Genomic DNA, 21,999 nt, shown 5'->3' on the forward strand with positions numbered 1-21,999 from the left:
CTTTTCTGTGCTCGTGCAAAGAAGAAGCAACCGCCTCACGCCGGCCTGCCGTATCCAGCATGGGCGATCTCCCACCGCAGCCAGCCACGGCAGCCCGACCGGCGCTCGGGCTAAGATGCGCGCGGTGACCACCTGCGCCCGCCCCCGCTGATGTCCTGCATCCCGGCCGCCTCGCCGACGCCCCCGCCAGCGCTGCAGCAGCAGACGCAACGCCTGCTCGCGCAGGTGCAGCAGGCGCAGGCGCGCCAAACGCAAGCAGAGACGGAGGTGGAGCGGCATCTGCCGGCGGTGGAGCAGGCGGTGGCCGCGCTTCGGCACCGTTTCATGGCGCACGCCCAGGCCGCGTCGCGTGCGGCGGTGCGGCGCGAACGCCGCCGCGCCTGGGGGCCCGCATTGCTGCTGCGGCCGCTGCTGCCGGACTGGCGTTGGCGGGCGGCATTGCTCGGCCTCCTGCTGCTGGTACTGCCATGGACGAGTGCGCACTGGCTGGGCGAGACGCGTGGCTTCCTGGACTGGTGGCGCCAGGTCGGCCAGCACGGCGATGGCAGCCTGCTGCTGCAAAGCCTGCTGCCTTCGTTACTGGCGTACGGCCTGCTGGTCGCCGCCGGTGCACAGTTGCTGGCCTGGCACCACAGCCATGCCGAGCGGCGCGCGCTGCACGCATTCGCACGCATGCCGCTGGCGCTGGTGCAGGTGGCCGACGCGGCGCAACGCGATGCGGCCTCCATGTACACGGTCACCCGCGCACCATGGCCGCAGCGTGCCTTGCATGGCCGCTGGTCCATTCCCGCCCTGCATGGCGATCTGTCCGGCGCGCGCCTGCTGGCGTTGCATGACGGCGCTGCCGAACCGCGCCTGCTCGCCTTGATCGTACTGCCCGGCACCGACCACGCCGCGGCCTGCATCGTCCTCGACCACGCCGTGACCGAGACCGCGCCGCAGGCGCTGCACGCCATGGCGCTCGCGCTCGCGCAGGACGCCGTGGAGGATGCCGCCCCGATCGCCGCGCTGCACGATCACGTGCAGGCGTGGGAGACCGCGCGCGTCCAGCAACGCGCGCTGCAGCAGCGGCTGCAGAGCCTGGATGCGGTGCAGCGGCACTGGGCCGACATCGCCCTGCCCGACGCCACGCTCGACCAGATCCTGAAACTGGTGGACCTGTTCGTATCCGGACGCGCCCCGGCGCCGAAAGGCATGCTCCTGCATGGGCCGCCGGGCACCGGCAAGACGCTGATCGCGCGCAAGCTGGCACGCCATGCCGGCTGCCATTTCGAGGCGCTGGGCGTGGCCGACCTGAAGGCCGCGCACATCGGCCACACCGGTCCCAAGGTGCAGGCGATCTGGCAGCGCTGCCGCGAGCACGCACCGGCGATCCTGTTCATCGACGAATGCGAAAGCGTGTTCGCGCGCCGCGGCGGCACCGACAGCGACAGCTTCGGCGCCGAGCTGGTGCAGACCTTTCTCGCCGAATGGGACGGTTTCCACGCCGCGCATGGACAAGTGCTGGTGATCGGCGCGACCAACCGCCCGGCGCTGCTGGACGATGCGATCCTGTCGCGCTTCACCGCCAGCATCGCCATCGGCCTGCCCGACGCCACGGCGCGTGCCCGCATCCTCGGCGCCGAACTGCGGCGGGCCGGTTTCGCCCTGGAGCCGGATACGCAGGTGATCGCCGACAGCAGTGGCCTCTCCGGCCGCGACCTGCACACACTGGTCGCGCGGGTCGCCGCCGAGTGCGTCGACGGCACGCTCGACAACGCCACCCTGCTGGCGCAACTGCGCGCGCTGCGTGGCAAGGGTTCCACCGCCGTCGTCACGCTCGGGTGGGACGACATCGTGCTGCCAGCCGCCACCGTCGAGGAGTTCGTCGGCCTGGGCAAGGAACTGCGCAATGCCGAGACCCTGGCCACGCTGGGCGTGCCGGTGCCGCGCGGTATCCTGATGGTCGGCCCGCCGGGCACCGGCAAGACCCAGGTCGCGCGCATCCTCGCCAGCCAGTCGGGCCTGACCTTCATCGCCCTGAGCAGCGCCGACCTCAAGGCCGGCTACCTCGGCCAGTCCGGCCAGCGCGTGCAGGCCGCGTTCGAGCGTGCGCGGGCGCAGGCGCCGTGCATCGTGTTCGTCGACGAACTGGACATCGTCGCGCCGGCGCGCGGTGCCGACGGCGACGACGCCTTCACCCGCGAGATCGTCGGCCAGTTGCTGCAGGAACTGGACGGCGTCGCCAGCCACGCGGGCCAGGTGTTCCTGCTCGCCGCCAGCAACCATGCCGCCGCGATCGACCCGGCGCTACTGTCGCGACTGGACCGGCAGATCGCCATCGCCTTGCCCGACCACGCGGCGCGTACCGCCATCGTCGCGCGCCTGCTGCATGGCAAGCCGCTGGATCTCGACGCGGACGCCGCGGCGGCCTGGATCGCCGATCGCAGCGAAGGCCACTCCGGTCGCGACTTGCAGAACTGGATCAGCCGCGCCATGCGCCGCGCCGTCCGCCGTGCCTTGCAGGACAGCGACGACGCCTCCGGTACGCGGCTGCAGTGGGATGATCTGGTCGAGACGGCGAGTGCGGCGACGTAAACACCGGGCCGGAAGATGCGGTGGTGCGTCACCAGGAGCGCCGACTGGAGTCCCTGTGGGAGGGGCTTCAGCCCCGACGCCAGGGTCCAGACAGAATCCGGTTTCCGCGGCGCACCCACCAACAGCAGCTGCCAGGGCTGGGGCGCGAAAGGCGCACGACCTGGTGACAGCTGCGCTGCACGTCGACACAACGTCCACGCTGGCATCATGCGTGGGACCCGACAGGACCGCACCACGTGACCCAACCCGCCTCGTCCCTGCCGCCACGCGCCGAAGCCATCGTCGTCATGGGCGTGTCCGGCAGCGGCAAGACCAGCGTCGCCCAGGCGCTGGCGGCGCACTACCGGCTGACCTTCCTGGACGCCGACGATTTCCACAGCGCCGCCGCCAAGGCGCAGATGGCGCACGGCATCCCGCTCAGCGACGCGCAACGCGCGCCCTGGGTCGCCGCCCTGGCGCAGCGCCTGCGCGCGTCGGTCGATGCCGGGCAGAGCGTCGTGCTGGCCTTCTCCGGGCTGCGCAAAGCACATCGGCAACAGTTGCGCGATACAGGCGTGCCGATGCGCTTCGTGTTCCTGCACGCGGCCGCGCACGTGATCGCCGAGCGCCTGGCCACGCGTCACGGCCACTTCATGCCACCGGCGCTGCTGCAGAGCCAGCTCGACACCTTGGAGCTCCCGCTGGACGAGCCCGACGTGATTTCGGTGGACGTGGACGCACCGTTCGCCACGGTCGTGGCCGATGCCATCGCGCAACTGGATGCAAGCGCCGCGATCGCCTAGCGTGTGCCTCGTCGGTACACCCTCAATCATGCAAGCCAGGTTTGTCGCGGTGATGATGCAGCTTGCCTGTCGTAGGAGCGGCTTCAGCCGCGACGAACGAAGAAAAGATATCTGAGACAGGCTTTCGTGACCGAACCGCAGCGCCTTCCGTCATAACCGCATAGCGTGCCTTTGGCTTGTGACGTCGAGCAAGGCGCCGGCCTTCTTGCAGCTTGTAGGACGACGATGCCCACAAGCGCCAACTACCCGCGGCGCTTCGCCCGACCCGCCACGAAGCGCGACACGTTCGCCTCGTCGGGCACATGCCAGCGCCACGGCGCGTCCATCGCCTTGCTGATACCCACGCGCTTGGTGACGACCGGCGCGACGGGCGGCGGCGTCCCGTCCTGGCCCAGCCACAGGCGCGACTGCGGCGTGGTCAGGTCCAGCCCGTTGTCCGCGCCCGACACGCCCAGCGCCTTCGCCAATCGCCCCGGTCCACGGGTGAGATCGGCCGTGCGCACCGCGCCGCGTGCCAGCTGCATCGCCTCGATCCCCGCCACCGGCGCCAGCGCGCGGATCAGCACCGCATGCCCCGGCGCACCGCCGCACACCGCATTGAGCGCCCAGTGCATGCCGTAAATGAAGTACACGTACAGATGCCCGGGCGGGCCGAACATCACCCGCGTGCGCGGGGTCATGCCGCGGAACGAGTGCGCCGCCGGATCCTCCGCACCGCAGTAGGCCTCCACCTCGACGATGCGTCCGCAACGACCGTCGGCCGCGATGAGCAGCTTGTTCAATAGTTCCGGCGCCACCACACGGGCATCACGCGCATAAAACGCACGTGACAAGGGCTTAGCGACAAGCAGATCCATCCGATAAGTCTAAGCCCTGCGGCAGGGTCGCTGAGTGAGCCGCGACGGTGCATTTCGAGCATCGTGATTCTTCCAACCGAATGCTAAGACTGCCAACGGCGCCGCATGCCGCCAGTGTGGGAGGGACTTCAGTCCCGACACATGGAGGGCTCCAGAATCACGATCTTCTTCCTCGTCTCCGACGGCGAACCGCGCATCGCGACGAACGGTGGCAGCTCCCTAGCCGCGGCAGCCGCCGGGGTGCGGAGCGTGTTCGACCGCTGCGACGGCGACTGGGTTTTACCAGTCATGCCACCACCGCATCAGGACGCAGGGCACATCGCATGCCCCGCCCCGATTCTGCTTGAGGCAACGCCAAGCATCGTCCGCGTCCCAACTTGCCCACTCACTCCTGCGGAACGTTCAACTCCTTCAGCAATTGCGGTGCCGGATACACCTTGGCCATCAGCCAGCGCAGATAGCGCATGTCCACGTGGATCGCGCGCTTGTAGCGCGGGTCGTACCACCAACTGGCGCTGACCGCCTCCCAGTTGCTGTCGAAGTTCAAGCCGATCAGCTCACCGCGCGCATTGAGCACCGGCGAGCCGGAGTTGCCGCCGGTGGTGTCCAGATTTGTCAGAAAGTTCACCGGCTGCGTTTTCGTCTGTGGATCGGCGGTGCTTCCGAAGTCACCCTTGGCAATCGCCGCCAGCAGCGGCTTGGGTGCATCGAACGGCTCCTTGCCGGTGTTCTTCTCGACGATGCCGGCCACCGTGGTCAGCGGCGCGAAGCTCACCGCATCGCGCGGCGCCAACGGCTCGACGCGGCCATAACTGATCCGCAGCGTGCTGTTGGCATCTGGATACACCGCACGCCCCTGCTGCTTGCGCCAGGCGAACAGCGCACGCATGTAGGCCGGGCGCAGCCGCAACTGCTCGCCCTCGCGCGCCTTGCGCTCGTCATCCAGCCGCAACTGCGCCGGCACCAGCGTTGCGGCCAGCGCCAGCAACGGATCGGCCGCGGGCGCCTTGCCCTCGCGCGCGGCCACGAAGCGCGACAAGCGCTCGGCCTCGGTGCCCAGCGCGGTGCCGGCATAGGCCTTGTCCAGCGCCGCCTGCAATTGCGCCGGCGTCCGCCCGAACGCCGCATCGAACTCCGGCACCCGCTGCGCCTCCGGCAGCTGCTGGTAGCGGGTCAGCAGCGTCGTCAGCAGCGCCTTCTCCACGGCTGGCGAATAACGACGCTGCACCTGCTTGAGCATGCCCTCGATCAGCGCCAGGTCGCGCTGCTGATAGCCGCTCTCGCGCTGATCGTCCGGCTTGGCCGCCTCCAGCCTCAGCCGTTCCAGGGTGAGTGCCGAACGCAGCGCCTGCGTCTGCGTGGCCATCAGTCCCAGCAGCAGGTCGCGTTCGCGCAGCGCCGAAGCCTGGCCGAGAAGCTTCTGCAACGCGGCGATGTCGCGCGCGTCGCTGCCGTGGGTGGCCGCGGGCATGCCGCGCTCGTCATCGGCGCGCAGTCGTACCGCATCGCTGCGCTGCAGCCCTTCCAGTTCGCCGGCGGCCCGCTTGCGGTTGTTCTTCAGCGACTGCAGCTGCGACGCGTAGCGCGTGCGCGCCTCCACATCGGCCTTGCCAGACGCCTCGATCACCTCGATCAACTGGTCCAGCACCGCCACTCGCTGCGGCAACGTCGCCTCCACCTGCTCGGCGAACTCGGCCGCCGTGCGATGCCGATAGGTGATGCCCGGATAACCGGCCAGCATCGCAAAATCCCCGGCCTTCGGCCCATCGATGGCGATCTGCAGATGCGCCGGCGGCTGGTAGGGCACGTTGTCGGCGCTGTAGTCCGCCGGCTTGCCGTCCTTGCCTACGTAGGCGCGCAGCAAGGTAAAATCGCCGCTGTGCCGGGGCCACATAAAGTTGTCGATCTCGTCGCCGTAGTTGCCGATCGCCCGCGGCGGCGCATACACCAGGCGCACGTCACGCAGCTCCAGCTGGCGGATCCGGTAGAAGTCCGTGCCGTAGTACATGTTGGCCACGCTACAGCGCACCCCAGCCTCGCGCTCGCAGTCGGCAACGATCCGCTTGCTCGCCGCATCCACCGCATCGTAGTAGGCGCGCCCCGTCTTGCCCTTGGCCGACCCCAGCACCTGATCGGTGACCTTGTCGAAGCCCACCGTCACCAGCACCCGGAAATCGGGATTGGCCGCGCGCTCGTCGGCGCGATCCCGCGCGATGAACCCGTTCTCGATCAGGTTCTCCTTCGCCGAGGTGTTGTACTGGATCACCCCGTAGGCGACGTGGTGATTGGTCAACAGCAACCCATCCGCGGAGACGAACGCACCGGTTCCGCCTCCGACCTTCACCACCGCACTCAGCGGCGGCTGCGTCACCTCGGCCAGCGCCTGTGGATCGCCCTGGAAGCCAGCCGCGTGCAGCGGCTCGGCTAGCTCCGGCATCTGCGACGGCATCCACATGCCCTCGTCGGCTTGGGCTGTGGCGGTCAGGGCAAGGCTTAAGGTGAGTGAGGCGGCGAGCTTGGCAGGAATGGGCATGGAACGGTTCGGGAACAAGACAGGACCAGACCTTAGCATGCGGCTTGTGCCAACCAGCCCAGGTCGCATCCTGGGAACACGCACCAACTCCCTCCCATCGAAGCGCTACCGGAGCCCGTTTGGTAAGTACACGGTGCGTTCGTCGCTGTTAGAAGGTCATCTTTTTTTCTGAAGATCCTCTACAACTCTGTTTAAAAACCTTGTGACCTGCAGTGAGTCAAAGAATCTACCGTCCTTGACGCCTGTGACAGGCATCAGCACTTCCCTCTCAGAGGAAAGTCGAATGAGCAAACATAGACTCTTCTTCTCATGAGGAAGCGAGTTAGAGAGTATTTCCCCATACTTGACTTGAAGCACTTCCATGTTTTCGCGCCATGCCACCCCCTCCGAGAAGAACGCGATATCTCCAACATGCTCTGCTCTATTTTCATAGAGCCCGAGAAAGTTACCAAGCGATACGTCTCTGAACTCTTCGGGGACAGAACAACTTTCCTTCGATATAACGAAGTTTTCTAGTGTGCGCAAAATTCTATGCGCGCGGCTTTGAGGATTCATAGGAAGTCGATAGATCCGTTGAAGGAAGTGGCACTACTTCTCCTTCCGCCAATTCACCGACCCACGGTTTTCCACCGTGCTCGATTCCACCTCGGCGTCGAAGCCGCGGCCGAGCAGGTATTTCAGCGTCAATACCGAGCCGCTACCGATCAGCGACACGCCGTAGCTGACGTAGAGTTTCGGAGAGAGGTATTTACCGAAGCCCACCACCGAGCCGCCGAGGGCGCGCGACTGGCTGACGCCGGCGTCGTCGAAGCCGAGCTTGGCGCCAAGCTGCGAGGCGAGCAGGCCGCTGCCGGCCGACAGTGCGCTGGCCGCGGCGGTGACCTGGTCGGCTTCGGCGCTGCTGGTGTTGCTGAGGCTGCGGCCCAGTACGAGGTAGGACATGGCCTCGGATTGCGACATCGACGGGTCCGACCACACGTCCGCATGCGGGGCGGTGGCGCGGCCGGTGACGTCGATGCCGGCGGTGACGTCGGCGACCTGGCGCTGGGCGCGGATGTTGATGCGCGGGTCGGAGACGATGTTGTTGCTCCAGGTGAGCTGGCCGCGGGTGATGGTCAGGTCCTGCCCGTACGCCTTGTACTTGCCGCTGACGTCCAGCCCGCCAGTGGCGGTCATTTCGCGGCCCTGCCGCGAGCGCACCTGCATGGCGCCGGTCAGCGCGCCCTTGAGGCCGAAGCCGGCCATCTTGACCTGGTCGCCCAGGGTCATCCGCAGGTCCATCTCCAGCGGCGAACTCGGCGCGGCCTCGGGATCGGCCGGGTCCAGCACCACCACGTCCTCGGACAGCGAGGTGCCGCGGTCCAGCCGTTCCAGGTCGATGTCGGCCGACGGCACGGTGACCTGGCCGCTCAGCATCATCGTCTTGTTGGCGATGCCGAACTGCAGGTCGGGATTGGCCACCGCGCGCAGTTCGGCGGTGTTGGACACCAGCACGTTGGTGCCGCGGATGTTCAACTGCAGCGGCGTGCTGTCGCCGTACCAGGACAGTCCACCGTCGACGTTGAGCGTGCCTTCGCCGGACTTGACCGAGGCGACGATGCGCGCCGAGCCGTCCGGCTGCGCGTCGAAGCGGCCCTTGCCTTCGCTCAGCGTCAGACCCAGCGCCGGCAGTTCGCCGGTGAAGTTGCTGAGCGTGGCGTCGCCGCCCATCGCCGGCTGCGAGCGGGTGCCGCGCAGGCTGACGTGGCCTTCGACCAGGCCCTTGGGCCGGACCAGGTCGGGCGAGAACAGTTCGAGCCAATACAGCTTCGACATGTTCATGTAGATCTCGCCGTTTAACGGTGCGTACGCGTCCCAGCCGGTGTCGACGGTGGCGTCGACGAAGCCGTCGCCCTGGAAGCCGATGCCGAGCTTGGAGTGGATGTGCTGGGCGCTGAAATCGGTGACGAAACTGAACTGGTCGTAGCGCAGCAGTTCGCCGCGGGCATTGTCGCCCAGGCGCAGGCCGCCCTCGCGCGAGGCCAGGCGCAACGAGCCCTGCCAGGCGTTGCCGGCAGGCTTGAAGTTGCCGTCGATGGACAGGTCGCCGCGCAGGTACATCTTGCGGCCGCTGTTGGGTGGCAGCCACGGCTGCACCAGGGCCAGCGGCAAGGCATCGCCGCGCAAGGTCAGGCCCTGCTTCGGCCAGTCGGCGGACACGCACAGCGCACCACCGCTTCCCGGCGCCAGGCAGCTCTCGGACAGGCTGAAGGCGCTGCCGGCCACGCTGAAATTGGCGGCCTGCCGCAACTGCCACGGCTCGCCCTTGGCGGGGGCGATGCGCAGCGTGTTCAAGGCGCCCTGCCAGCGTGCGCCGTCGCGGCGCACCTGCCCGGCCAGGGCCAATGCGCCCATGTCGTTCTGGGTCTTGGCGTCGAGTTGCAGGTTTTCGACCGCACCGCGCGCATCCACGCTCAGCGTCTGCAGCAGCACGCCGGCATTGAGTGCACTGCCGCGCAGGGCGAGTTCGCCACCATTGCCACGCCACGGCAGACGCCCGCGCAGGCTGAGGCTGTCGGCGCTGTAGCTGTCCCACTTCAGGCCGCTGCCGGTGAGGTCGGCGGTGAGGTCGGGGGCGTCGCGGCGTCCCTTGATCTGGACGCTACCGCGCAGGCTGCCGGCGCCGCCCGGCAGCAGGTCGGCCAGTTGCAGCGGCTGCAGTTGCGCGTCGATGTCGAGCTGGTCGCCGACCTTGCCCTGCGCCTGCAGGCGGCTATCGCCCAGGCTCAGCTGCAGCTTGCCCTCGCCCTGGCTGCCCTGCAGCGCGAGCTTGGCGTTGGCGTCGAGCGGGCGGCTGCGCAGGTTGCCGTTCAAACGCGGGATGTCGAGCGTGGCCTGGTAGCCGGCGGCGCTGCCGTCCGGCCGCGCCGGCAACTGCTTGCCCTGCGAAGCGAAGGTGCCGGACAGCTTGCCGTCCCAGCCCGGTGCGAAGTAGCCCGGGTCGAACCCGGCCAGCGTGCCTTGCACGTCCCAGTTCAATTCCGGGACCCAGGCCACGTTGCCGCCCAGGTCGAGGGTGCCGCTGGGCATTGTCGCGCGCACCTGCTTCAGCTGCGCCTGGCGATCGTCGCCGCGCACGTCCAGCTGCAACTTGGCGCTGTCCTTGCCGCGGGCGACGGTGGCCTCGCCGTAGGTGGCCCACTGCTTCATCGTGCCGGCCACGCCGAGGTTGGCCTCGACCAGCTTGATCGGCACCGCAGGCGCGTTCGGGGTGGACGGATCCGGCGCGCTGGCGAAGCTCATGCCGCTGGCGTTGACCGCGAAGCGCAGCTGCGTGTTGTCGGGATCGCGCAGATCGGCGGTGCCGCGCAGGCGCAATTGCCCGTCGAACGCGCGCAGTTGCAGCGGCGCGACCGTGAGCACCTGGTTGTCCAGGCTCAGGTGCGAGGGATCGAGCACGAGCTTTTGCCCATCGCGCGACAGCTCGCCCTGCAGATCGGCATTGCCACCCTTGCCGTTCGCACGCAGGTCGAAGGCCAGTGGCACGGCCGCCGGCGCGTCGTCGGCCGGCGGCACCAGCAGCGACGGATCCAGCGCCTTGCTGCTGGCGGCGAACTCCCACACCGGATCGGTGCGGCCGGTGAACACCAAAGTGGCGCGCAGCGGCGCCGGTGCGTTGCCGGCGATGGCCACTTCCATCTTGTCCAGGTCGCCGCGCGCGACCAGGCCCAGGCGTGCCGGGGTGCGACCGCGCGCGGCCGGCAGCACCGCGCTGGCGGTGAGGTCGGCCTTGTAGTCCTGGCCCGGGAGGTAATCGCCGTTGACGCGGAAATCGCCGCGGTCGCTGTTCACCACCACCTGGGTGGCGCGGAACTCGCCATTGGCCACTTCCACGCCGCCGCGCAGCGTGCGGATGTCGATCATCGGCTGCTGCGCCTGGGTGATGCGCAGGCCGTCGATGGCGATGCGGTCGGCCTGCAGGGCCAGCGGCACTTCGATCTGAGGCAGCGACTGCGGCCAGCGCGGCAGTTCGAACGGTTCGTCGCTCTTGGCCAGGTTGAGCGTGGCGTTGGTCAGTTCCAGCGCATCCAGTTGCAGCTTGCGCCCGAGCAGCGGGCGGATGTCCGGATCCAGGTAGGCGCGCTCGGCAGTGAAGTGGATCTCGTTGTAGCGGAAGTCCAGGTTGTGCAGGGTCAGCGGGCCGGCCAGCGGCCCCTCGGCGCGCTCCCAGGTCAGCGTCGAGCCGGCCGGCAGCCGCGCCACCACCTGCGCCAGCAGCACATCGCGCCCGGCCACGGTCTGCAGCAGCCAGTACAGCGCGATCACGGCAAGCAACAACAGGCCGGCAATGGTCAGCGCCGAACCCCACCAGAAGCGCTTGCGCCGGTAGAAGCGCGGGCGCCGCGGCGGCGTCGGCGCGGCGGGCGACGTCGGCTCCAGCGGCGCGCTCACAGATTGGCTCCGATGTTGAGATAGAGCTGGAACTGCGAATCCGGGTCGTTCAAGCCATGGGCGATGTCCACCCGCACCGGGCCGACCGGCGAACGCCAGCGCAAGCCGAAGCCGACGCCGGTGTGCCAGTCGGGCGTGTCGTCGAACGCGCTGCCGCTATCGACGAACACCGCGCCACCCCACGGCCCGCCCTTGAAGTAGTGCTCGTACTCGGCGCTGCCGGTGAGCACGTGCTTGGCGCCGAGCGCGAAGCGATCCGGCCGCGGCGTGCGCGGGCCGACCTCGCGAAATGCATAGCCGCGGATGCTGTTGTCGCCGCCGGCGAAGAAACGCAGGCTCGGCGGCATCGCCACCAGCGCGTCGGTCCAGGTGCTGCCGGCTTCGCCGCGCAGGATCAGGCGGTCGTTGTCGCCGATGCCGTGGAACCAGTTCACCCGCATGTGCGCCTGCACGAAGCTGGCGTCCGACCCCACGCCCTCGGCGCCGCCGCGCAGGCTGATGTTGCCGCTGAAGCCCTTGCGCGGGAACACCTTGTCGTCCACGCCGACGTAGTCGGCTTCGATCTGCGGATAGAACAGCGTGGAGGTCTGGTACAGCGCGCCGTCGAAGACCTCGTCGGTCGAGTAGCGCCAGCGTTCGCGCAGCGCGTTGATCGAGGCGATCGCGGTCCAGTGCTCGTTGATCTGGCCGCTGCGGCTGCCGGTGAGCTTGACGTTGCGCAGGTCGATGTAGTCGGTCTGCTCGTCGTAGACGCGCAGCGAGGTGGTGTACCAGCCGTCGAGCCACCGGAACGCCGGGATCCGGTAACTGGTGATGAAGCTCTTGCGCTTCTGCGCGTAGTCCAGCTGGGTGCTGAGCTTGTGCCCGCGCGCGTTGACGTAGCGGCGGTCCACGCCCAGGCGCACGCCGGCGCCGCTCTCGCTGCCGTAGCTGAGGCCGGCGGTGTAGATGCTGCGCTTGGCGCGGGTGAGGTTGACGTCCACCGGCACGTCGCCGTTGGCGTCGGCTTCTTCCGGCTTGGGCTGGAGGTCGATCACGCTGAAGTAGTCGAGCTTGACCAGCGACTCGCGCAGGCGGTCGAGCTTGCCCTCGTGGTAGTAGCTGCCTTCCTTCCAGTACACCAGGGGATCGAACAGCTTCTGGTTGAAGTAGTCCTGGTGGAAGCGGATCGGGCCCATGTTGTAGCGGCGGCCGCTGTCCCAGCTCAGGTCGATGTCGGCGGCGTGGTCGGCGCGGGTCACCTCCACCTTGCGCTGGGTGAAGTCGGCATCGAAGTAGCCGCGCTCGGCCAGGCGTCGGGTGATGGTGACCTTGCTGGTCTCATAGACGCTGCTGACGAAGATGTCGCCCTTGCGCGGACGGAAGTTCTTCAGGTCGTCGCCCAGGTAGCGGTCGTCCTCGGCCGGCCCGGTGATGCCCACATGGAAATTGCGTACCCGGATCGGCTCGCCCTTGTCCACGTGCACCACCACGGTCAGCTTGTCGTCCTGGCGCGGCGCCTCGACGGTGATGGTGGGGGTGAAGTAGCCGAACGGCTCCAGCGCCTGCCGGGTCTGCCGTTCGGCCTGGCTCAGCAGGTACTCCAGGCGCGACTCGCCCTGGTCCTTGCCGATGGCCTCGTACAGCGACAGCGAGACCTGGATGTTCTCGATCATCGCCGCGTCGTCGTCCTTGTTCAGGCCCTGGATCTGCACCTTTTCAATGACGCCGCGGGCCTCGGCGAGACCGGCCAGGGAGAGCAGGGACAGGACGATGGCGAGACGGGGGATGGGTCGCATGGGCGTCAGAATACCGGCACCCCATGTGAAGCTGTTAACTAGACGTTTGTTATGCGTGACCGGGATGTCGGACGCGACCGCCTCTGCACAGAGGATTTCGCGCTTCCCGGACCTACTGCATCGGGGCGTCTACGCCACGAAACGCGGGTCCGGCGGTGCCGCTTGCCAAGCCGTGGCGACGGCGCCACGCTGGCGCCCCCGACCCGCAGGAGCGCCGCATGTCCACCGTGATCGAGACCGCGCGCCTCGTACTGCGCCGACTGGACCCCGAGCGCGACGCCGCGCCGATGCTGGCCCTGCTCAACGACCCCGGCTTCCTGGCGCACATCGGCGACCGCGGCGTGCGCGACGAAGCGCAGGCCAGCCGCTACCTCACCGACGGCTCGGTGCGTAGCTACGCCGAGCACGGCTTCGGCCTGTATGCCGTGGAGCGCCGCGACGACGGCGCCTGGCTTGGCGTGGCTGGGCTGGTGCTGCGGCCGACCCTGCCCGCGCCCGATCTGGGCTATGCCCTGCTGCACCCCTACGCGGGCCAGGGCTACGCCAGCGAGGCCGCGCGTGCGGTGCTGGACTATGCACGCACCGTGCTCGCGCTACCGCGGGTCTACGCGATCGTGGCCCCGGGCAATGCGCGTTCGCTGCGGCTACTCGCCGCGCTGGGCTTCGTCGCCCAGGGACGAGTGCGCCTGAGCCCAGAGGCGTCCGAGGTCGAACTGTATCGTTGCGAGCTGCATGCGCCCCAGGAGCGCGCCTGATCATGGACACCTTGCACGCACTGCGGCTGTTCGCCAATTACAGCCAATGGATGAACCAGCGCTTGTACGCCGCGGCCGCGACCTTGCCGGATGCCGCCATCGCTGAGCCGCGCGGTGCCTTCTTCGGGTCGTTGTTGGGCACGCTCAACCATCTGGTGGTGGCCGATACGATCTGGCTGCAGCGCTTCGCCCAGCATCCGGCACGCTATCCGGCGCTGCAGGCCATCGCCGCCACGCCGATCCCCGCCGCCCTGGATGCGCCGCAGGCCGACTGCCTGGCGGACCTGCGGACACAGCGCGAGGTTCTGGATGCGACGATCGCCGAGTGGATGTCGCAACTCCATGCCGACGACCTGGACGTGGCGCTGCGCTATCGCAACACCCGTGGCGAATCGCACGGCCGGCGCTTCGGCGACCTGCTGCTGCACTTCTTCAACCACCAGACGCATCACCGCGGCCAAGCCACCACCCTGCTCAGCCAGGCGGGCGCCGATGTCGGCGTAACCGACATGCTGGCGGTGATTCCGCAGGTGGAGATGGACTGACTGGTGCAACCGCAGGCCCGCGACGATCGGTGAACAATGCGGTGCACCTCTCATCACTCGCGTCGCCGCGGCTCAGCCGGCCCGTCATTGCCCTCGTAGGAGCGGCTTCAGCCGCGATGGACTTTACCTGGAGTGCCTATCGCGGCTGATCCCAAGAAGGGGACAAGAGCTGCTCCTACAGGCAGGCGAGGCTTCCGTTGTTACTGCAGGCTCAAGATTCTCGGAGGCGCGCGACGCCTCAATCCGGCACGCGCTGCGCCTGCAACTGCGCCACGATCTCGCGCAGCTCCGCCACCTCGGCCTCCAGCACCTGCACCCGACCTTCCAACTCATCTTGGCCCGCGGCAGTCGGCCGCGTCTTGAACGTGGCCGCGAGCGCCTCCGCATCCACCGGCCCGGCGAGCAAGTGCATGTAGCGGTCCTCGCGCTGCCCACTGGCGCGTGGCAACTGCACCGCCAACTGGCGCTGGGCCAACCGTTCCAACTGATGACGGACGTCATCCGCATCGGCAAAGCGCGCCATGCGCTCGGCGCGTGTCAGCAGCTCATTGACCGTCTGCGGGCCACGCAACAGCAGCAGGCCGAGCAAGGCCACCTGCTGCTGGGTCAGATCCAATGCCGCGGCCATCCGATGCTCGTAGCGTTCGGCGCGCGAAGAGAACTGCTGCCGCACCAGGCCGCGCCCCTCCAGTTGTCGCAGCGCATGCTGCACATCGCCGGGACTCAACGACATCACCGGCTCGCGCGAGGTCTTCTGATTGGCCGCCACCACCGTCGCATTGACCGTGAGCGGATAAGCATCCGGCGTGGTCGCCTCCTTCTCGATCAGGCAGCCGAGGGCGCGGGCTTCGGTGGTGGAGAGAGTAGGAACAGTGGCGGTGTCGGTCATCGTGTGAACTGCTTGCTGGTTAGCGGCCAAGCATACTGCCTGAGAGTTCCGGCTCCACAAGCTGAGCAATTAGCCCTTGGCTCACCTTGAAGAGCGGCGCACTTCAAGAAAGTCGGTGCTGTCGCATGGTTAGATCGAACTGCTAATGCCGTGTTCGGCCGGAGTGAGCAGGTCGGCTCCCCATTCAAATAGCGCACCTAAGGGGGCTAGCTTGGCACGTCAGGGAACGCACTCTGAATATGCTTGGTGAGACCCTCCAAGTCGTCATAAGCAATAGGACCAAACTCTGGCTCATAAGTGGCTAAATATTGACTCGGGGAGAGGCCCAACTTTGACGCCTCTTCTTCTACCTCCCACAATCTGCTTGGGCCTATTGTCCAATTTGTTCCAGGCAAGCCATCCCGCTTGCGCTCATACAACATCCAGCGAACCGCCCCACAATAACCGTCCACTGCAGCCTTAATCCTTTTTATAACTGTCTTGCATTCATTTTCAAATATAAATGAAATATAAGGTGGATACTTGCTTCGATCCATCTTTTCAAAATGATCACCAACCCAAACCCTAGGCTGTCGCTGTTGATATTTCCTCCACTCCAAAGGATTTATTTCATATAGAAAATTCAACAACGCACCCTCCGGTGCTTCAATTTTTTTCATCCACTATAATTCTTTTAATTTATCTGAAATTTAAAAGATCACCTGGTTCAAAAGAATTGATTTTACACTTTTGCTTTCTTCAAAGGCAGAAGCTGCTGCTTTATACATGTCCATCTTACTAGAGCGTGTTATGAACTTTGAAGGATAGTGGCGGCGTTGCTGAGCATGAGGACGGTGAAGACGACGAAGTGCAGGCCAGCCAAGGTTTCCGGCAATCGCTCGTAGTCGCATGCCAGTCGACGGAATCGATTGACCCAATAAAAGGTGCGTTCAACTACCCAGCGCCGAGTAAGCAGCACGAACTCTTTTTTGGCCTCGAGAAGCTTCACCACGTGCAGTTCGATTCCTTCGTCCTGAGCTGCTTGCGCAGGCTCCTGCCCGGTGTACCCCTGATCCACGAACGCCAGCTTCACCGTTTCGCCCGTGACATGTTGCACTTCCTGAGCCCGTGATCGCACCTGCGCCCGTTCCTGTTCATTGGCGGGGGTGATCTGCACCGCAAGCAGGTGCCCGAGCGTATCCACAGCCATGTGGACCTTGCTGCCCTTCTTGCGCTTGTAGCTGTCGTAGCCGGCACGCGCGACACTCTCGAAGGTGGATTGCAAGGTGCGGCCGTCCAAGATGACAGCACTGGGCTGTCCCTGTTTGCCCTGAGCCACACATAGAATTGAGCGCAGATCACTGACCATGGCTTCAAAGCAACCAGCTTGCAGCCAGCGTTGCGTCTGCTGGTAGACCGCTTCCCACGGGGGGAAATCATTGGGCAACAGCCGCCAGGGCGCTCCAGCGCGCGCCATCCAGCGCAGCGCATTGAACATCGCTCGCAATTCGTACTTGCGCTGCGAAGCCTGATCGGTCATCAGGCTCAGGTACGGCGCTGCAAACGCCCACTCTTCGTCAGAAATGTCGGTCGGATACGGGCGTTTGCTCTGCATCAAACTACGATAGCTGCAGCGGCTCAAAGTTCATAACACGCTCATCCGTCTTTAGATTTTATCTAAAGCGTCGCCTGCGATTAAGCTTACATGCATCTTTTGCGCACCCAGACACTCGCCTGCCGAACTGCTTTTCGCCTAAGCCAGCGGCTACATATTTTCAATTATATTTATTTAGATTTCTATACCCTCTCTGTCTGCAAATTCCCGAAGCTTCATAGATACGCCTATGATTTCATCCTTATTGAACCCACAATAAGTAGGAAGTGAATCCTCTGGTACATTTTGTATTAAAGCGATTCCACACGCTATGAAGTACCTAAGCTCCTTTTCGGTAACCTTAACATTAATTCCACCAAGATCTTCGATGTTACTCTTCATTTGTTTGGCACCTGAGATTTTAAATAATTTTCCCAACCAACTCCGCCCACATCAGGCCTAAATGCGGTAGCTTCGCCTCTACGCCCGCGTATTACGATAGTCTTTGTTGAATAATCAAGATAATAAGTTGTCCCGTCAACTGCCTGGCGACGCTCAATCGCGGGGTCGGCGACTATATTTTCAATAAAATCTTGGAACTGCTTTTTATTAGTAATCCCAATATCGATAAACTCGCCTTTTTCAACTACATGTTTTTGATATGCATGCCCATTTGCGACTTCTTCGGCTATCAGCTGAGGTTTGAGGCGACTACCGCTCACTGCATCGGCTTCACCATTGGATCGAACAACGGGTGGTGCGCCTGCTTCACTATCCGTGTCCCAAGTCGAAATCGATGGCTCGCGCTTGACTTCATTAGCATAAAATTGATTCTTTCTCAAACTCGTCGAATCTAGGATGTCAGTCGCCGCGCCTGGCACACGTATCCCTTTTATCACGGCCCCTTCCATAGCTATCCCCGCCGCAGTGGCGACGAGAAGACGAGCGCGTTCCTCAGTAGTCATGGTCAACGACCCACTGATTCCATACTGCATGTACAGTCCAGGCAACGGCGCCTGTGAATAGTTCTTCAATGCGTCGCCTGCGTTTAGCAGTCCGCTCCAGGTACCTTTTGCCAAATCCGCAGTCACATCCATGCCAGGACGTGCAAAGAAAGCTGCTAGATCAAAAGCACTACTACCGGCTTTACGAGCTAGATAGCCCAGTTCCTGAGCAGGCGCATATCCAGAAAATATGGCCTGATCTTCCGTGATTCCGGTTCCCGTCCAGTAGGTGTTTTGCCTATTTAATTGCTCTGCCTTATATTCTTCGCGGGTCCAGCCGGCCCCCGCCATGTAGTCCTGACTCACTTCCTGAGCCACCGCTCCTTGATAAGCGATCCATTCCTTTTCTCTTGCGACATCGATCGCGTCAATTTCTCTAGTAATCCCGTCTTTACATGCTTGGACGTCCCCACCGGCCTTATCGCACGCGCTGCGCAGTGTATCTGCCGCATTAATTTCTTCACGCGACAGCCAATTATTCTCAACCGCATTCTTGGCAACCGTGCTTCCCACCGCCGCATCGTTCAAGCTGCCGCCCGTCATTCCGCCGACCAATGCACCGACCGCTTGCGACAACGCCAGGATCGTCTGCTTGTCCTGCTCGGACAGATCGCTCGGCTTGACGTCAGCGCCATAGAGCGTCTTGGTCAGGTATTGCGCCGCAGCTTCACCACCCGCTCCAGTGAGTGCGCCGCCTGCGGCGGAACTTCCGTTCGCCTCGGCCAACACCGCACCCAGCAGCGCGTGCGATAACAACTGCAACGCCTTGTTTGGATCACTGCCGTGGTTGGCATCAAACGTCTGCCCGATCAGTTGTGCCGCATACGGCGCCAGGGCGTTGCTCGCCACCTGCGTGCCGCTCTGGCTCGACACCCCGCCCACCAGGGCGGTGGTCACTGCCTGCAAGGCGCGGCTGTACTCGCCACCGGTGCCCCATTGCTTCTCTTTTGCGTAAGCGTCGCTGTAAGCCGCGCTTTGGCTAAGTAGCACGTTCTGCTGCGCCGTCGGGTCCAGCTTCGCGAACGCCTCTTGCTCATCGCCGTTGAGGCCTTTCAGGTACGCCGCGCGCGCATCGTCAGCCTTGCTCGCCGCATTGGCCGCGATGTCGCCCGCCACCTGGCGGCTGGTCTCCAGCACCGTTCCGGCCGCCGCGCCCATGGCTTGCTGCTCGGCCAGCACCTTGCGCACGTCCGGCAGCGTCGCCAACGCCTCGTTCGCCTTGCTGGCATCAGTGTTGATGCCCGTCTCCGCTGCCGTGGTGCGCTTGCCGCCGATCGTGATGTTGCCCTCGGTCAGCGTGGCACGCGTGGTCGTGCTGTCCTTGCCGCTCTCGGACATCGGCAGGCTACCGCCCAACCCACCACTGTTGACCTGACCATAGTTGCCGTTGGCGATGTTGCTGCCGATGTTCTTGGCTTGGTCGCCCGCGCTCACTGCCACTGGATTGCCGTTGGCATCGGTGGCCGGCTTAGCGCTGCTGCCGAACCCTCCACTCAGGCTACCCGAGCTGGCCGAGTAGCCCATCTGGTTCTGCAGATCGCTGAAGGTCAGCGACGTGGCAGTCAGTTCGCTGTTGTCCGCGTTGGTGCTGGCGATGGCGCCGCCGATCAGGTTCACGTTGCCCGCATCGACGTGGTAGCCGCCCTTGCCCGCGAACAGGCCCGACTGTTCGGTCACCCCAGAGGAGGTGCCGTTGGCCTTGGCCGTGCTGGCATAGCCGCTGGCGTCCCAGGCGGTGCCGAAGGACACCTGGATGCGGCCGCCATAGCCGCTCTCCTTGGACTGGATGTTCGACGTGTCCTGCAGCGACTCGATGGTCAGGTCGCCGCCGGTCTGTACGTCGATGCGATCGGCCTTGGCCACGGCACCGCGCAGCGTGGTGTCGCCCTTCGAAGTGAGGGAGATGTTCTGCGCGGCCAGCTCCGTGTTCTTCCAAGTGGCGCTGTCGGCGTTGGAGGAATGGCTGCCGACGCTGGCCTGCGCATAGGCATAGACGCCGGTCTGCGCGCCGACCGAGGCGCCCACGCCCACTTCCAGGCCGGCGTTGCTGCCCTTGCTCTGTTCCGAGCCCGAGGACTTGCCTGCTTCCAGCACCAGATCGCGTGCCGCGTCCAGGCTCAGGGTGTCGCCGGCCTTCAGGTTGCCCTGCACCACGTGCAGGTCGCCGCTGGTGCTGGTCAGGCTGACGTTGCCGCCGCCGCTGATCGTCGAACCTTGCGCGGTCTGGCTGCCTGCCTTGTACTTCTCCGTGCTGGTGGCATAGCCCACGCCGGCTTCCACGCTGACCAGCGCGCCGCTGCCGGAGCCGCCGGCCATGCTGCTGATGGCGCTAGCGGTCTGGTAGCCGTTAGCCAGCGCCGCCATGCCCTGCATCGCCGACAGTCTGCCGTCGGAGTTGCGTGCCGCATCGACGTTGTTGATCAGGTCGATCAGCGGCGATTTCACCCGCGCGAACGCGCCAATCTTGAGCGTGTCGTCCTGCGAGGAGGCCGCATGGCTGTCGTTGGCCGTGAGCAACTGGATCGTGGCCGCAGTGATGTCCACGTCCTTGGCCGCGACCACGTTGCTGGCGCTCTGCGTGTAGGTGCCGCCCGCGCTCAGGTTGACGTTGCCGCCCAGGCTGCCAACGCTGCTGGCCACCTGCGTCACCGTGGCGTTGTCGTCGCGGTGCTTCTCGGTGTGATAACCGGAGAAGCGCTCGGTATCGGAGATGACCACCGTGCCGATCGCCTTGTTGTCCGAGACGTTGGCGTTGCCGGCGGTGTCCTGCCCGCTCTGGATGGTCAGGTCGCCGGCGGCGTGCATGTTCACATCGCCCTTTGCCGCGATGTTGCTCGCGGTCAGGGTGATGTCGCCCTTGGTCGTGCTCAGGCTGGCGTTGCCGCCCACCGACAGTTGCGTGCCGGTGATGGTATCGGTCTGGCCGTTGCCGTTGCCCTTCAGGTTGTAGTTGCCGAACGGCAGGCTCGCCGCATTGTTGAAGCTCCAGCCCTTGCCGCGGCTGTCGTTGCCGCTGGACTGGGTGGTATGCGCCACGCCCAGGTCGATGTTCTGGCTCGCCAGCAACAGCGCATTGCCCTCGGCAGACAGTTGCGTGCCCTGGCTGGTGATCGAGCCGTCGCTGGCGAGCAGGGTCAGGTTGCCGCCGGCGCTGACCTGGCTCACCCGCGCGGTGCTGATGCTGTCGTTCTGACCGGCAGTGGAGCGGTGCGACCCGGCCTGGATCACCACCGGCGTCAGCGCCGCCGCGGTGCCGGCCATGTCGCCTTCAGCCCGACGACTGAGCTTGCCCATGGTCGAGCCGCTGTCAGGCATATTGCTGGTCGCCGAATCGCGTGCGCTGCGATACGCCGCGGCCGGGTCGTAGGTCACGCCGATGGAGAAGCCGCTGGACTTGCTCGACTGGTTGGACTGCTTGTCCACCGTGTCCTGACCGGCGAGCAGCGCGATGTCCTTCGCCGCCAGGGTCAGGTCCTTGCCCGCTGCAACGTCGGATGCACCGATGGTCAGCTGATCGCCGGCACTGATCAGCAGATTGCCGTGCTTGGCACCGACTGCCGAGGCCACCTCAGTGGTGCTCTCGGTGCTGCTGTCGTTGCTGCTGCGCGACTTGCCATAGCCGAGGCTGGCCACGCCGCCGGAGAAGCTGGCGCTGAAGCCGGACTTCTTCTGGGCGCTGCTGTGCGCCTCGCTGCTATGGTCCTGCGCCGCGACGATGGCCACATCGTTGCCGGCCACCAGGCGCGCGTCCTGCTGCGCCAGCACGGTCGAGCCGACCACGGCGATGTCGTTGCCTGCCTTGATCTGCACGCTGCCGGCGTCGAGCGAAGTGCCAACGGCCAAGCTGTCGTGCCACTCATCGTGCGTGGTCGTGGTCTTGCTGGACAGGAAGCCCTTTTTCTTCTTCTGCATGTCCTGCACGGCGTCGTGCTGCTCTTGTGCGGCGAGCAGGTTGACGTCGTGGCCGGCGCTGAGCACCAGGTTGCCGCCGGCGGTAAGCGTCTGCTGGTCGATGTCCTGGGTCGTGGTGGTCGTGACGACCTTGGTCTTGCCTGGCTGGTCTGGTCGGCGACGGTGCGGCTTTCGTCTAGCACCTCTAAAGCACTGTGCTACCTAAAACCGAGAAGACATCAATAACAGCGATAAAGCGCGCGCGCATTTAAAATGGATTTTTGATCGCTTCAGGACCTAAAGCGATCAAAAATGAGGAGAAGTACGCCAATCTACTGATGTTTTAATCAGCCACACCCGGATCCGTGGCCTTTACAGACACCG

Annotated in this window: 14 protein-coding genes; 4 read left to right on the plus strand and 10 right to left on the minus strand. The window is 65.3% G+C overall.

Annotated elements, in window-relative coordinates; genetic code table 11:
• The first annotated feature begins 150 nt into the window (after window positions 1–150).
• Window positions 151–2,577 (plus strand): AAA family ATPase, encoded by a 2,427-nt coding sequence (locus tag GGR64_RS14825; RefSeq protein WP_184646783.1) that lies wholly within the window; start codon window positions 151–153, stop codon window positions 2,575–2,577.
• Window positions 2,578–2,813: 236 nt separating this feature from the next.
• Window positions 2,814–3,359, plus strand: coding sequence for a gluconokinase (locus GGR64_RS14830; RefSeq protein WP_184646785.1), 546 nt, complete (start codon window positions 2,814–2,816; stop codon window positions 3,357–3,359).
• 242 nt (window positions 3,360–3,601) lie between these two features.
• On the opposite strand, the gene GGR64_RS14835 is transcribed toward GGR64_RS14830, so the two are convergent.
• From GGR64_RS14835 to GGR64_RS14855, 5 genes are all read right to left on the minus strand, one after another.
• On the minus strand, window positions 3,602–4,216 hold the full coding sequence (locus GGR64_RS14835) for a DNA-3-methyladenine glycosylase (protein WP_184646787.1): 615 nt from the start codon (window positions 4,214–4,216) through the stop codon (window positions 3,602–3,604).
• A gap of 385 nt (window positions 4,217–4,601) precedes the next feature.
• Entirely contained in the window at window positions 4,602–6,749 is a 2,148-nt protein-coding gene (locus GGR64_RS14840) for a S46 family peptidase (RefSeq protein ID WP_184646789.1), read from the minus strand.
• A 156-nt stretch (window positions 6,750–6,905) separates the two neighbouring features.
• Window positions 6,906–7,274 carry a hypothetical protein gene (locus tag GGR64_RS14845; protein WP_184646791.1) on the minus strand — a complete coding sequence of 123 codons (369 nt, stop codon included), beginning with the start codon at window positions 7,272–7,274 and terminating at the stop codon, window positions 6,906–6,908.
• Window positions 7,275–7,337: 63 nt separating this feature from the next.
• Complete coding sequence (locus tag GGR64_RS14850; protein ID WP_184646793.1) at window positions 7,338–11,180, minus strand: translocation/assembly module TamB domain-containing protein; 3,843 nt, start codon at window positions 11,178–11,180, stop codon at window positions 7,338–7,340.
• Entirely contained in the window at window positions 11,177–12,958 is a 1,782-nt protein-coding gene (locus tag GGR64_RS14855; RefSeq protein ID WP_184646795.1) for an autotransporter assembly complex family protein, read from the minus strand. Before GGR64_RS14855 ends, GGR64_RS14850 begins: the two co-directional genes overlap by 4 nt.
• Window positions 12,959–13,176: 218 nt before the next feature.
• On the opposite strand from GGR64_RS14855, the gene GGR64_RS14860 reads away from it, so the two are divergent.
• Together GGR64_RS14860 and GGR64_RS14865 are read left to right on the plus strand one after the other, a co-directional pair.
• Entirely contained in the window at window positions 13,177–13,713 is a 537-nt protein-coding gene (locus GGR64_RS14860) for a GNAT family N-acetyltransferase (protein WP_184646797.1), read from the plus strand.
• A gap of 2 nt (window positions 13,714–13,715) precedes the next feature.
• Window positions 13,716–14,258 carry a DinB family protein gene (locus tag GGR64_RS14865; RefSeq protein WP_184646799.1) on the plus strand — a complete coding sequence of 181 codons (543 nt, stop codon included), beginning with the start codon at window positions 13,716–13,718 and terminating at the stop codon, window positions 14,256–14,258.
• Between the two features lie 238 nt (window positions 14,259–14,496).
• Here the strand turns inward: GGR64_RS14865 and GGR64_RS14870 are convergent, their stop codons facing one another.
• The 5 genes from GGR64_RS14870 to GGR64_RS14890 form a co-directional block, all read right to left on the minus strand.
• Window positions 14,497–15,147 carry a DUF480 domain-containing protein gene (locus GGR64_RS14870; protein WP_184646800.1) on the minus strand — a complete coding sequence of 217 codons (651 nt, stop codon included), beginning with the start codon at window positions 15,145–15,147 and terminating at the stop codon, window positions 14,497–14,499.
• 206 nt (window positions 15,148–15,353) lie between these two features.
• Entirely contained in the window at window positions 15,354–15,806 is a 453-nt protein-coding gene (locus GGR64_RS14875; RefSeq protein WP_184646802.1) for a hypothetical protein, read from the minus strand.
• Window positions 15,807–15,934: 128 nt separating this feature from the next.
• Complete coding sequence (locus GGR64_RS14880; RefSeq protein WP_184646804.1) at window positions 15,935–16,741, minus strand: IS5 family transposase; 807 nt, start codon at window positions 16,739–16,741, stop codon at window positions 15,935–15,937.
• Between the two features lie 174 nt (window positions 16,742–16,915).
• Entirely contained in the window at window positions 16,916–17,122 is a 207-nt protein-coding gene (locus tag GGR64_RS14885; RefSeq protein ID WP_184646806.1) for a hypothetical protein, read from the minus strand.
• Entirely contained in the window at window positions 17,119–21,702 is a 4,584-nt protein-coding gene (locus GGR64_RS14890) for a hemagglutinin repeat-containing protein (protein ID WP_326520345.1), read from the minus strand. Before GGR64_RS14890 ends, GGR64_RS14885 begins: the two co-directional genes overlap by 4 nt.
• Between the last annotated feature and the right edge of the window lie 297 nt (window positions 21,703–21,999).

This window comes from Xanthomonas sp. 3307, assembly GCF_014199735.1.
GTDB classification, from domain to species: Bacteria; Pseudomonadota; Gammaproteobacteria; order Xanthomonadales; family Xanthomonadaceae; genus Xanthomonas_A; species Xanthomonas_A rydalmerensis.